Source organism: Streptomyces sp. URMC 127, assembly GCF_051386535.1.
Classification (GTDB): domain Bacteria; phylum Actinomycetota; class Actinomycetes; order Streptomycetales; family Streptomycetaceae; genus Streptomyces.
Genome location: NZ_JBPQTW010000207.1, coordinates 1 through 12,296 on the forward strand (window position 1 = coordinate 1; position 12,296 = coordinate 12,296).

A 12,296-nucleotide genomic window follows, 5' to 3' on the forward strand; every position below is an offset into this window, starting at 1 on the left:
GCTGGAGGGCTCCTCCATGGTCGCTGATGGCGATCACCTGGGGGGTGGCGAGGCGGACGGCGGGGTGCTGCTGGTGCCGAGCACGATCAGCGCGACGAGGGTGGTGGCGGCGGCCACGTCGGCGCCGAGTGCGGCGGCGACGTCGTGCGGGTGCAGGCACAGCGCGTCGTCGGGGCTGTCGGGCTGGGCGGCGGCGGCCAGGGGCTCGGCGGCGCCGCCGAGTTGGGGCAGGGTCTGGTGGCGGACCTCGACGGCCCGGGGGTAGCCGCGGCCCAGGACCTGCCCGAAGCACAGGTGCAGGGAGGAGTCGTCGTTGGCGACGAACTGGCTGTGGCTGCGGTGGTGGTGCAGGACAGACAGGAGCGTGCTGGTCTTGCCGGTGTGCGTGGGCCCGAGCAAGGCCAGGCCACGGCCGTGCACGGTGACGAGGGCAGCGGGCAGGAAGACCTCGCCGCGCGCGGCGAGCTGCCGCCGGAACATCGCACGCAGGAGCCGGATGTGAGGACGGTTCCCAGCGGGTGGGCACGGTGGGGCGATGTGGAGCATGCGTTGGCCGGGGTCGAGGTGAACCATGGCTCCGGTGCGGGAGGCCACGGCGTGACCGCGAGGGGCCGCATCTAGGTGGACCGTCCAGGCGCCGGGTGGTGGGCGGCGCGGGCAGGGCGTGGCGGTGAACCAGGGCTGGCAGGCGTCCAGCAGGTCCTTCACGTCGGCGTCGGAGCCGTGGACGGCGAGGCGGGCAGTGCCGCAGTGCACCAGGTGGGTCGACGTCATCGTGTCCTCCCGGCGGTGAGCAGGGGCGCCAGGGCGGCGTGCTGGTGGTGCAGGGCGCCGAGCGCGGCCAGGGGGCGGGCCAGCGCCGGGGCCAGGGGGCGGCCGACGCGGCGGAGTGCGGTCAGGTGGTGCGGGTCGGGGAGCTGGGAGAGCACCATCGCCGGCCACAGCAATGCCCGTTCCGTCGGGGTGAGCGGCGTGGCGGAGTGCTGCTGGTAGCCGGTCAGGAGGGGGCGGGTCAGGTCGGGTTGGAGACGGTAGTCGCCGCCTCCGGTGCGGGCGAGCATCAGCACGGCCAACGCCACGTCCGTGACGCGGGGGCGCCGTCCGACGCCGTCGAGGTCGAGCACGCCCGTGATGCGCCCGTCCTGGTGGAGCAGGTTGTGGCCGTGGAAGTCCCCGTGTCCCCACTGCTTGGCCTCCAGCGACCGCAGCGCGCCTCCGTGCTGGTGCAGCAGGCCCACGTAGCGGCGGTAGCCGGCCAGCAGATCGTGATAGCCATCGGCGATCTCGGCGGTGGCCTGCCAGGTGTCGTCCGGCGCGGTCAGCCACGCGTCCCACGGGCTGTCTGGTGCCACCTCCACGACCGGTAGAGCCCTCTCGGCGGGGAGGCGGTGCAGGGCTGCCAGTTGGTGAGCGGCCTGCTCGGCGAGCGGGGCCGTGACCATGGCCAGCGGGCGGCCTGGCAGGTACTCCAGCAGCACCCACGGCCTGCCCGAGGGGTCCTCGGCCCATCCGCGCCCGTCGAAAGTGGGGTGCGGTACGGCCACGGGCAGTCCACCGGCCTGGGCGAGGCGGTGGAAGCCGAGCAGGAAGTCCAACCGCGCCGGGCGCGGGTCACGCAGCGGGCAGCGCAGCACCCAGCGGGCCTGCCCCGCTGCATCGGTCAGGGCGACGATACGGTTCGCCGTCGCACCGCCCCCCAACAGCATGGCGCCACGGGCGGGCACGGCGAACGCCTCGCGGGCCAGTGTGATCTCCAGGGCAAGGTCCGTGCTCAACGGACACCTCCGGGGGTGAAGAAGGAAGCAAGCGCTCCGCCGGTCAGCGCCGTTGCCGCCCGCGTCAGGTGAGCCGCCGTGTCCTGGGCGTACGGCTCGTCGCGCGGGACCTCCACCGCCACGGGCCCGGCGTAGCCGACGTCACGGAGTGCGGTGAGGGCCTGGGCCAGGGCGAGGCATCCCGCCCCGGGCAGCACCCGAGGCGGCCGCCCCTTCCCGGGGGCTGGCAGGTGGGGCAGGTCCGCGAGGTGCACCCACCCCACCGCGCCTTCCGGCTGGGCTGCGATGTACCGGGCGGGGTCGAGTCCGGCGAGCGCGAGCGCGGCGACATCGACCAGCAGCCCGATGTTCGGGGCCGCTGCTCGCCGCACAAGGTGCGCTCCCTGCGGCAGGAGAGCAGGGGCGTGCATCTCGATGCTCACCTCGAGCTCGTAGTCGGCGGCCAGCGCGGCGAGCTGGCCGAGCCGGTCGGCGACCCGTCCGGCATCCGCAGCCGCGCGCGGAACGAACACCGACACACGCCCGCTGCCGACGGACGCCGCCAGACGGCACGTCTCCCGCCACCGCGCCGTCGCCTGCGGCCACCGTGCGGCCGGGACGGTCAGGTCCGCAGGGATTCCCGTACCGCAGGAGACCTGGCCGATGCGGACCTGGTGCCGGTCAAGGAAGCGGACGAGCCCGTGGTGCCCGTGCTCCTGGCGGTAGGTAGCGAGGGCGAAGGCAGGCATTTCCAGCACCGGGAAACCGGCCCGCGCCGCGGCCGGGACCAGCTCGGCCAGCGGCAGCCGGTACCCGGCCGTCGCTTGGTCCACCGCCGCGGTGAATACCGCCCTCGTCCGGGCCGGTTCCCCGGTCATGGCGCCGCGCCTCAGTGCATCCGGTAGGCGCCGGCGAGGATGTCGTCGACGGTGTCCGGCAGCGTGGCCAGCGCCGTGTCGACCAGCGGCGCCACCGCATCCACGCCGGGGGCCGGGCTGCCGTCCGCGCCGGGCTCGACGCGGACCACCGTGGCCCACGGGTCGGTCAGCTCCCGTCCGCTCTGCCCCACCAGCAGGACCTCGGCGCCGTGCCCGAGCCGGTCATGGATGCTGCGGGCGATCAGGTCGGCGCCGACGCAGTAGACCTTGCCGGTGTGGTAGACGGGGTTCTTTCCGGAGATCCCCTCCATGGTGAACGGGCGCATCGCCGAGATCAGGCCGCCGTACCGGTTGCCGCGCCCGACCAGTCCCTCGTCGCCGGTCTCGATCGAGGAGCCGGTGTGGGTCAGGTACAGCTCCGGGCGCTGCTCGTCGTCGCGCGTGTTGAGCCAGATCCGTACCTCGAGGCCGGGGTAGTGCTCGGCGGCGTGCTGCTCCAGGGCGGCGCGGGCGGCTTCTCGGTGGGCCACGTAGGTGTCCAGGTCGGGGACGTGGGCGGCGATCTGCGGTACGGCGCAGGTCAGGTCCACCCGGGTGCCGTGCCGGTGGGCCATGATCTTGATGTCGCTGCCCAGCCACGCCGGCCGGTCGGGTCCGGCGAGGACGTCTTCAACGTCCAGGACGAGCTGCTCAGTCGGGGTGGGCGGGGAGAACGCGCAGCCGGAGGAGGTGTCGTTGCAGGCCAGCTTCGTCAGCTCGGGCAGGTCCTCCAGGCCCCGGGGGGCGAACCAGCGGCTGCGCACGTTCGCCGAGGCGTCCTTCGTGCCGATGCCGCCGGGGCTGTCGCCCTGGCTGACCTCGTACAGCAGCCGCAGGTCTCGCGTGGGGTCGAGCATGGGAAAGCGGTGGGCGACGAAGGCGCGGGTGGCGTCGGTGAGCATCTCGCGGACGGGGATCGGCTCGCCGGCGAAGGAGCTGGAGGCGCGGCCGGAGAGCAGGACGCGGACGGGGGCGAGCATCTGTCCGCCACCGAAGCTGACCTGGACGCGACCGCCGAGGATGCCGGTCTTGTCGAACTGGTGGTGCAGCACGGCGCCGAAGTGCTCGCGGGTGTAGGCGGAGTAGATGTGCGAGAGGTGTTCGCCGAGCGCGTCGGCGAGGGTGTCGGGGTGGCCGTGTCCCTTGCGCTCGACGATCTCGAACGGCTCGTCCGCCAGCCGGGCGGAGGCGGGCACGTAGGTGAGGTTGGCGCGGTCCATCACGTCGGCTCCTTCGATCACGCGGCGGGGGCGAGTTCGGTGGCGAAGGCGCACAGCCGCTGCCACTGGGAGGGCAGGTCGTGCGCCGGGCCGCCGTGCGGGTCCTTGAAGAAGAAGGCGAGCTCCTTGAGCGCGCCGACGCGGCTGGCCTGGTGGGCGCGGGCGGTCAGGCGGGCCAGGTCGAGGACCAGCGGGGCGGCGAGCGCGGAGTCGATGCCCGACCAGGTGAAGTCCACCCGCATCCGGGCGCCGAGGAAGCCGGTGAACGTCACCAGGTCCCAGGCGGTCTTCGCATCCCCCAGGTCGGTCACCTCGTCGATGCGGACCTGTCCTTCGGGCAGGTAGCCCAAGATGGAGCGCAGCACTTCGGTCTTGCTGGCGGTCTTGGCAGCGTTCGCGCCCGGCTCGGCCAGAGTGGCGCCGTCCCCGCCGCCGAGCAGGTTCACCGACGACCAGGACCCCACCTTCAGGTTCCGGAAGGCGAACATCGGGGCCAGCACGCTCTTGACCAGGGTCTCCCCCGTCTTGCCGTCCCGGCCCGCGAACGGCACCTGCTGCCGCTCAGCCAGCTGCGCCAGCGCCGGCAACCGCGCCCCAGTGGAAGGGGTGAAGTCCACGTAGGAGCAGCCCGCCGCCATGGCCGCCCACGCGTACAGCGAGCTCGGCGGCAGCACCGGCTCCCCCGCGGCCAGACGGGCCGCGAGCGCGTCGGCGTCCTGGTGGGCCGGATCGGGAGCGGCGGCCGGCTCAGTGGAGGCCACGTGGACGACGACCGTGCGGTCGAGACCGTGGCGCTCGGCGAAGGCCGCCAGATCCGCGGCGATACGCTCGGCGTCCCGGCCCGAGTGACCGCTCGCCGGGGCGGGACGCAGGTCCCCCTCCGCGTCCTTGAGGTCGCCGGCCACCGCCTGAACCAGCCGGCCCGGCAGGACCCCGGCCTCCGCCAGCGCCTCCGCCTTCTCCCCCCACGACACCTCCGCGATGTCGTGACCGCCGAACACCAGCCCACCGGTCTCGGGAAGGCCAGCGGCCGCGAACGGCTCCAGCGCGGTCACCATGCCCGCGGCATCGGCCAGTCCCGCCCCGATGGCGAGAGCGCCCACCACCGTGGTGGTCGCCACCGATCCGCGCGCTCCGACCAGCCACACGCCCGTACGTTCCTGTTTGTCAGTCGACATTCCCGTCGTCCTCCGTGTGTCCTGTAGCGGCCCGGTGAGGGACCTGGTTGAGGGTGCGGCCCGAGGGGTGTCCGCTGCGGTGCGGAGAGCTTGCGTCCCGCCGACGCGTGCACGGCAGCGCGGCCAGCGGCCAAGGAAGGGAGACCGTTCATCAGCCGGAGAAGCTAGGACAAGATCCCCGCAGGTCAGCGCGGCCGCCCCGGGCTTGGTACCGAGTGAACCGGCATCAGGCGGACGGGGGCAGTGCCGGGGCGTGTGCCAAGCCGTCTGCCAAACGCCGCGGCCTTCAGGCGAGCGGGGCGTCCCAAGTGGCGAGGACTTCGGCGACTTCCGGCACACGGCGGTGAGTGCGCAGGGCAGCCAGAACGACGTCGCCGCGTTCGGCCGCACGCGTTGACGGGACCGAGGTCACCATCTCGAACATGCGGTGCGCCTGGGCGGCGGCTTCTTCCGTCTCGTTGGCGTCCAAGAGCGCGGTAACCAGCCAGGACAGGTAGAGGGCGTACTCGCGGACGTGGGTCGGGTCGTAGCTGGCCAGCACGCCGTGCAGCAGCGGGACGGCCCGCAGCGGGCGGTGGAGCTGGGTGGCGACCCGGGCCTCCATCACCTCCTGCTCCGGGGCGTCGACCCAGTACAACCACAGCCGGTCGTCGGCCTCGCGCGGGTCGGCGTCGGTGATCTGCTGCATCGCCTCCCCCATCGCCCGCAGCGCCGCCCGGTCGTCCCCGGCCAGCGCGCTCGTCCACGCCAACCGCGCCGACGTCAGTGACCGCGCCACCAGCGGGACACCGGTCCCGGCGGCGGCCTCGGCGGCGCGTACGAGCTCCAGGCCCCGGCGGGCGTCGCCGCTGTTCGCCGCCCAGTAGCCCCAGGAGCCGAGCAGATGGGCGGTCAGAGCTCCGTCCCCGGCCTGGCGGGCAGCCGACGCGCCGAGACGGAAGAGCGGTTCGGCATCGACGCGGCCGCCGGTGTCCGTGGCCACCCAGCCCGCGAGCTGCGCCATCTCGGCGACAGCGACCAGCAGGCGCCGCCCGACCGGTTCGGTGTGGGAGGTCTGGTTGAACAGGTTCACCGTCTTGCGCAGCTCGCGCACGCACGTCTCGACCAGGTCGCCCCCGGCCAAGACGTCGTCGGCCAAGCGCAGGCCATGCACACGCCGCAGGAGCGCTTCCGCGTCGTCCATACCGATCCGGCGCCCGGAGTGTGTGCCGCACGAGGCGAGATCTTCGCCGGGTGGGAGGAGGGAAGCCAGGACCTCGGCAGGGGTCGCGGTGGCGATGTGGCCAATCCTGCGGGCCGCCTTCGACGCCGCCCGCGCGGCCTGGAGGCGACCGGTCGGCACGTTCAGGACGTGGGCGATGTGCGGGAGCCAGAAAGGCCCGGCCGTGCGCCCCTCGTACTCCACCTCCCACCGCCACACCTCAGTACGGGTGATCGTGGCCCGGCCGGAGTCGGCGACCAGGGCACGGGCAAGGTCGTCCTCCGACCATCCCGCGCGCAGGCGCAGCGTGCGGATCAGCGGCCCCAGCCGCTCGCCGGTCAAAGGAGGTTCAGGCATCACAGACATTCATACCCCTTCACGGACGAGGAGGGGAGGGCCAGGCGGTCAGTCAGCCGCCGTGGAATCCGGCATGGCCACCGGCGCCGGATCGACACCGCTGTCGTCCAGGAGGCGGCCGGCCTGATCGTGGAGCACGGCGGCCGGCCCAGCGAGGCCGATCGCCAAGAGGATCAGGGCGTCCCGTAACGGGTGGTCGATGATGCCGCCGTGGTTCACCATGTCGTCAGCACCACCAAGTGCGGGTCGACCGGTTCGGTGACCAGATTCAGGAGCGTCCGGCAGCTCCGGGCGAGGTCCGCCGCGCAGAGCGCCGCATTCAGCGGGTAGAGGCGCGGGTCCGGGCGGTGGTAAGCGAGCCGGCGGCGCAAGGAATCGAGGCCCACCGTGACCGGCCCGCCCCGGTCCTTGTATCTGGCCTCGGCCACCGGCAACAGCACCTCGGCGTCACCGACCAAGCCCGCGGTGACCTTGGTGATCTCGGCCGGGTCGATCGTGCCGCCATCGACTACCGGGCGGATGCCGGCGGCGATCCTCTGCTTGATCGCTTCGACGTTCACCGTGACCGGTCCGTCGGGACCGCTCACACAGATGCGGCGATCGGCCGTCTTGATGGGGTGCTGGATACCGCTCGCATCGAGGGGGACAGTCTCACCTCCGTCATCGGGATGGGCTGGGTACTGCTTTCGGGCGTTGGTGTGGGGTCCCGGGGGCATGGTGGGGCGCCTTTCTGCCGTGCGGGCTCTGAGTACGGCGACTTACGGGGAGTAGCGTGGAGGCAACGCCACGTTGGGAACCAGGAGTTGGCCGCCCGCTGCTGCCCGCAGTCGTGCGGGCAGCCAGCGGACACGGGATCTGTCATGGATGAGACCTTCGCTCAGGCGCTGCGCCGCTGCCGCGGCGATCTGTCGCAGCGGGCTGTTGCCCGGCTGGCGGCCGTCGGCAAGGGGCACGTCGGGGATCTCGAGTCCGGGCGTCGCCGGCCTTCACTGGCTGTCGCCACCGCACTGGACCGTGCCTTGGGTGCCGGGGGAACCCTGGTTGACCTGGCGACCACGCCTGCCGGTGCCAGCGCCGTCGAACGGGCCGCGGCGCTGCACAAGGGGCTCGACAAGCACTTGGCGACAGGTGTGATGTCGGAGGCGGGCATCGCGGACTGGGAGTACACCGTCGACCGCCACGGCCGGGCCACTCGATACCGGCCGGAGGAGGAACTACTGCTCGATCTCGTCGACGACTTCGCTGTCTTGCAGCGCCACCTCGGCTACTGCCACGCCCCAGACGTCCGGCGCCGGCTTTCGGTGGTGGGGGCCCGGTTCTGCGGGCTCATAGCGCTCACCCTGCTCAAGGCGGGCGAGCCAGCTGCCCGCCACTGGTGGCGCACCGGCCGGCGGTTCGCTACCGCTGCTGCCGACCGGGCCGACGCGTCGGACGCTGACGGGCGGGCCATCTTGTCGTGGATCTACGCGCAGGAGGCCTATCAGCTGTATTACGGCGGCGACCTGCACGGAGCCGTGGACCTGGCGAACCACGCTCGGCATCTGGCCAGTGGCATTCCTTGTGCAGGGCCGGCTCTGGCCGCCTCCCTCCAAGCCCGTGCCCACGCCGCGCTCCAACAACCGGACGAAACCGCCGCCGCCCTGGCCGCGGCGCAAGCCGCGCTCGACCGTCTCGACCCCGCCGAGCGGGCCGCTTCCGCCTACGGATACTCCGCGAGCCAGCTGCACTTCCACGCCGGAAACGCCTGGACCCATCTGCGCGACGTCCGGCGCGCGGGTGAGGAGCACAAGCGGGCCCTGGAGCTCTACCCGCCCACCGAGTACACCGATCGGGCGCTCGTCCAGCTCGACCAGGCCGTGTGCCTGGCCACCGACGGGGACACCGCGGCCGCGGCCGCGCACGCTGTCACCGTCCTCTCCGCCCTGCCCACGGAGCACCGCAGCGCCCTGATCCTCTACCGGGCCAGGGCCCTGGCGGCTACCGTGCCTGCGACGCGGCAGAAGCTGCCGGAGGTGCGGGAGCTCCACGAGATGCTGGCGCTGCCAGGAGGGGAAGCGTGAGCGACACGATGCGCATCGAGCAGGCCGTCGAGCAGGACGCGGACGTCATCGCGCAGCTGATCGGTGAGATCGAGGCCTACTACGGCGGCAAGAACCCTGCGATCAATGCGGACGAGGTCCGGGCCCGCCTCTTCGGGACTCGTCCCGTCGCCACCGTCCTTCTGGCCCGTGACGGCGGCGGCCAGGTGCTGGGCATGGCCTCGTACAGCTTCCTCTGGCCGGCCGCCGGTGCTGATGCCTCGCTGTATCTCAAGGAGCTCTTCGTACGTGAGGGTGCTCGGCGGCGGGGTGTCGCCACGGCCCTCATGGACCAGATCCGCCACGAGGCAACAAACTCTGCGTGCACGCGGGTGGAGTGGACTGCCGACCGCGACAACGGCGCCGCCCAGGCCTTCTACGCAGCCCTCGGCGCACGACCTCACGATGGTAAGGCCTTCTACCGCCTCGATCAGAGCCACTAGCGGCTGGGACACCGCCAATGCCCATGCGGAGGAAGGCCCGGGGCGGCCCGAGTCTCTGCGGGGCACCTCTCGCACATGACCGACGCGTGCGAAAGAGTGAGGGCATGCATGGGGAGACGGGGCGGGCGCCCCAGACGACGTGGGAGTACGCCGTCAGCGCCGCGGATCAGCTGGCGCTGTGGCATGCCGACAGCAATCCCGGCATTGGCGAGCAGCCGCTGCGTCATCAGACGGTGGTACTGCTCGGTGCCGCGATCTACCAGTGGGCAAGTAACGAGGGAGCAGACGGCCCGGGGGTTATCGACGCACCCTTGGGCGCGCTGATCAACGTGCTGCGTGATCATGCGATCCGGGCTCTGGAGAGGTGTCCGGCGCCGGCGGACAGTGGTGCCGAGGAACGTACCCTCCTGGTGTACGCCTACGGAGGACCGGCCTTCGACGTCGTGCAGCACACAGCGCTCGACGTCGTGCAGCATCACCTCAACGACGCCAGCCCGGTCACTACGGTCACGATCGCCGATCGACGCCCAGCACTACAGGAAGCGGCTCGGCGTCGGGCAGCCGGCTCGGTATGGGATGACGAGGGTTTCTGAGATGAGCACTAGCGCCGTCGAGGCCTTGCACCGGGCCGCCACCGATCTGCTGGACGACTATGTAGCGGGGATCTGGTGGCCTACCCCGCACGAGCAGACAGTCATCGAGGAGCTCTGGCGGGCTTCGACGATCACTGCCCGGCATGTGCAGGTCTACCAGCAGCTCGTCGACAAGGAGTATCTGGTCAAGGGACGACTGCTCGGTGCTCTCGCACCCGCCGAGGCCGTGCTCCGCGATGCGGGACTGGCAGCAGGCAAGGGGCATGCTGCCGTCGCATGCTTCCAGGAGCTCGTGACCGCGCTCGCCGAGGACAGGCAGGGATACCGGATCCGCCCGTCCCAACAGCAAGTGACCGTCCAGGGGATGATCAGGCTCGTGTGGGACGACGGGCTGAGCCGGATTCCGCTGGAGTGCGGCCAGTGCCAGGCCCGCACAGGTGGGACGCTCACTGTCACGGACGATCGCGCGACGTACACCTGCAGCGCCGGCCACACCACCAGCGACCACCGCCTGGACGCCGACGCCGTCCGGCACGCCATCGACTCACAGGGCTCTCGCCGTCGGCTGCCCGGCAACCTCGACGTCCCAGGCGCGCCTGCAGATGGACGGTAGGGGCACGAGCCCTTCAAGTGCGCCAGAGATCGCGCGCCGACAGCGATGGCCCGACAAAGGGCCGGGCCCCTCAGAACTTGAGGGGCCCGGCCCTTTGTCGCGTATTTCCGATTACTGCTGCTTCGGGAGACGGAGCGCGACAGCCCTGTCGATCTGCTGGAGGGTCGCCCCGATCGCCTGGATGAGCGGGACGGCGAGGTCGGGCTGCGCTTCGATCGCGCGGCGGGCGGCGGACTTGTTGATCAACTTCGCTGCCTCCCGGAGGGTGGCGAGGGTCGCTTCCAGGCGCGCGATGTCCTTCGCGGCGAGAGCTTCGGCGTTGGCACCGGCCTTGGTATTACTGGCCTGTCGGCCCGACTCCCCATTTGGGGAGTCCTTTCCCAGGGAGCTGATGTTGGGGATAGCGTCGGCCTTGCTGGTGTCCTTGGCCTGCTCTTGCGGTGCAGTCAGGAGCCCGCGGACGCGGCGACCGACTTCGGCGGCGTCCACGTCCTTCGGGAGGAAGCCGAGCTCGCCGACCACCTTTTTGACGACTTCGCCCGTGACGCGGGGTACGCAGCGGGCGATGGTGTCGTAGACCGTGATCGCAACCTTGTCGTTCGTCTGACGGCGCAGCTCGGTCATCTCACGGACGTGTGACTCGAGTGGCTTGTGCCCGAGGTTGGCGAGGGCTTCGCCGACGCGCCATTCGTCCATCAGCCGGTACACCTGCGACTCGGAGATCTCCCAGGTCTCCCAGACCCATTCGGCGAAGTTGGGGTTCTCTTCCCGGTGCAGGTTCGCCGTGCTCATAGTCTCGAGGGACTTCCCCGCGACCCAGAAGGCGTTGCGGAGGTTGTCCACACCAGCCTTGCAGGCTTCGAGGTCCTGGCGCTCCTGGTCGGAGAGCTCGTCCTCTCCGCGAGGCTGGTACGGCGCTGGGATGGAGGCGAGTGTCGTGCCGGGCAGCGGCTGGACGACGACACTTGCCGCGGCGGCCATGGCGGGCAGGCCGCTCCCGAAGAGACCTCCGGCTGCTCCTTGCGGCTGCTGCGCTTGGGTATCGACGTCGAACAGGCCCATCAGGCCACCCTCCTGTGGTGCTGGAAAATCTCGGTGGTCAGCTCGCGCATTTCCTTGGCGAGCGGGATGATCGTCTCAGGAACGACGTCGGCTTCGGTCGCCCGGCCTGCCTTCACGTCACGCGGGGTTGCGGAGGTGGGAAGCAACTCGGCGTATTCCCCGAACAGCAGGCCCTTCTTCCGGGCGTTGCGTGCCGGCACCTCCCGGTAACCGACGATGGTGTCCAGGATCGGGGTGCCCTCGCCCAGGGTGGCGCGGATGTCGTTGCGGACCGCGTTGTGCATGAGAGTGGCGGAGCGGTTGGAGCCGTACAGGAAGGCGCCGGCGATCTGGAGGTGTGGGTTCGCCTGCTGCTTGACGACCTTGAAGTTTTTGGAAATGCGCTCCATGCCCTTGATCGAGGATTCGTCGGAGCGGGTCGGCACGATCAGAGACTTGGAACTAGCGAGTACGAGCTGTTCGAGGGCGTCGTTCTCCGGAGCGCTGTCGAAGACAATCCGGTCGTACAGGGGGGCGATCGGCGCGAGCGACCGGGCCAGGCTCAGGACGACGGAGGGGCCCTCCTGCATCAGGCGCAGCATGAGGAGGTTCGCAATCTCGGCGACCTTAGGCCCGCCAGGGAGCACGTCGAGGTTCGGGCGGACTTCGCGGATCGGCTGGAGCGGGGTGCGGTCGTGGATGGCGCGGTACAGGCCCTCACCATCTATGGCGGAGGGGCCCTGTGGGTGGACTCCGCGACCGTAGCGCTTGATGCCGAGGTCGTCGTCGTCCTGCCCGGTCACGCAGATGAGGAGGGTGCGGTGTCCGGCGGCTGCAGATTCTCCGGCGAGGTGCGCGGCGACGGTGCTCTTGCCGACGCCGCCCTTGCCCGTGCCGACGG

The 12,296-nt window shown here is 71.3% G+C and carries 14 protein-coding genes; 4 read left to right on the top strand and 10 right to left on the bottom strand.

What is annotated here, in order from left to right; all coding sequences use genetic code 11:
* Positions 1-33: 33 nt before the first annotated feature.
* From ACSNOH_RS28530 to ACSNOH_RS28565, 8 genes are all read right to left on the bottom strand, one after another.
* Complete coding sequence (locus ACSNOH_RS28530; RefSeq protein WP_436724320.1) at positions 34-774, bottom strand: hypothetical protein; 741 nt, start codon at positions 772-774, stop codon at positions 34-36.
* Positions 771-1,775: a phosphotransferase enzyme family protein gene (locus ACSNOH_RS28535; protein WP_436724321.1), complete on the bottom strand. Its 1,005-nt coding sequence runs from the start codon at positions 1,773-1,775 to the stop codon at positions 771-773. The genes ACSNOH_RS28530 and ACSNOH_RS28535 overlap by 4 nt, the downstream gene beginning before the upstream one ends.
* The gene (locus tag ACSNOH_RS28540) at positions 1,772-2,632 is read right to left on the bottom strand and encodes a sugar phosphate isomerase/epimerase family protein (RefSeq protein WP_436724322.1); all 861 of its coding nucleotides are present in this window, start codon (positions 2,630-2,632) and stop codon (positions 1,772-1,774) included. The genes ACSNOH_RS28535 and ACSNOH_RS28540 overlap by 4 nt, the downstream gene beginning before the upstream one ends.
* Before the next feature lie 11 nt (positions 2,633-2,643).
* The gene (locus tag ACSNOH_RS28545; RefSeq protein ID WP_436724323.1) at positions 2,644-3,891 is read right to left on the bottom strand and encodes a methionine adenosyltransferase; all 1,248 of its coding nucleotides are present in this window, start codon (positions 3,889-3,891) and stop codon (positions 2,644-2,646) included.
* A gap of 17 nt (positions 3,892-3,908) precedes the next feature.
* Positions 3,909-5,069, bottom strand: coding sequence for an inositol-3-phosphate synthase (locus ACSNOH_RS28550; protein ID WP_436724324.1), 1,161 nt, complete (start codon positions 5,067-5,069; stop codon positions 3,909-3,911).
* Positions 5,070-5,355: 286 nt separating this feature from the next.
* Positions 5,356-6,636 (bottom strand): transcriptional regulator, encoded by a 1,281-nt coding sequence (locus ACSNOH_RS28555; RefSeq protein WP_436724325.1) that lies wholly within the window; start codon positions 6,634-6,636, stop codon positions 5,356-5,358.
* 39 nt (positions 6,637-6,675) lie between these two features.
* Entirely contained in the window at positions 6,676-6,849 is a 174-nt protein-coding gene (locus tag ACSNOH_RS28560) for a hypothetical protein (RefSeq protein WP_436724326.1), read from the bottom strand.
* Positions 6,843-7,187 carry a hypothetical protein gene (locus ACSNOH_RS28565; RefSeq protein ID WP_436724327.1) on the bottom strand — a complete coding sequence of 115 codons (345 nt, stop codon included), beginning with the start codon at positions 7,185-7,187 and terminating at the stop codon, positions 6,843-6,845. Before ACSNOH_RS28565 ends, ACSNOH_RS28560 begins: the two co-directional genes overlap by 7 nt.
* 300 nt (positions 7,188-7,487) lie before the next feature.
* Here ACSNOH_RS28565 and ACSNOH_RS28570 point away from each other — a divergent pair, with 300 nt between their 5' ends.
* The 4 genes from ACSNOH_RS28570 to ACSNOH_RS28585 all read left to right on the top strand — a co-directional run bounded on the left by ACSNOH_RS28570 (position 7,488) and on the right by ACSNOH_RS28585 (position 10,354).
* On the top strand, positions 7,488-8,687 hold the full coding sequence (locus ACSNOH_RS28570) for a helix-turn-helix domain-containing protein (RefSeq protein WP_436724328.1): 1,200 nt from the start codon (positions 7,488-7,490) through the stop codon (positions 8,685-8,687).
* A complete protein-coding gene (locus ACSNOH_RS28575) occupies positions 8,684-9,148 on the top strand; it encodes an N-acetyltransferase family protein (RefSeq protein WP_436724329.1) in 465 nt (154 codons plus the stop codon). The genes ACSNOH_RS28570 and ACSNOH_RS28575 overlap by 4 nt, the downstream gene beginning before the upstream one ends.
* 104 nt (positions 9,149-9,252) lie before the next feature.
* Entirely contained in the window at positions 9,253-9,741 is a 489-nt protein-coding gene (locus ACSNOH_RS28580) for a hypothetical protein (protein ID WP_436724330.1), read from the top strand.
* A 1-nt stretch (position 9,742) separates the two neighbouring features.
* Positions 9,743-10,354 carry a hypothetical protein gene (locus ACSNOH_RS28585; RefSeq protein ID WP_436724331.1) on the top strand — a complete coding sequence of 204 codons (612 nt, stop codon included), beginning with the start codon at positions 9,743-9,745 and terminating at the stop codon, positions 10,352-10,354.
* A gap of 111 nt (positions 10,355-10,465) precedes the next feature.
* On the opposite strand, the gene ACSNOH_RS28590 is transcribed toward ACSNOH_RS28585, so the two are convergent.
* The gene (locus tag ACSNOH_RS28590; protein ID WP_436724332.1) at positions 10,466-11,416 is read right to left on the bottom strand and encodes a hypothetical protein; all 951 of its coding nucleotides are present in this window, start codon (positions 11,414-11,416) and stop codon (positions 10,466-10,468) included.
* Positions 11,416-12,296 (bottom strand): ParA family protein (locus tag ACSNOH_RS28595; protein WP_436724333.1); only part of this gene is annotated, 881 nt, incomplete at its 5' end. The genes ACSNOH_RS28595 and ACSNOH_RS28590, both read right to left, overlap by 1 nt.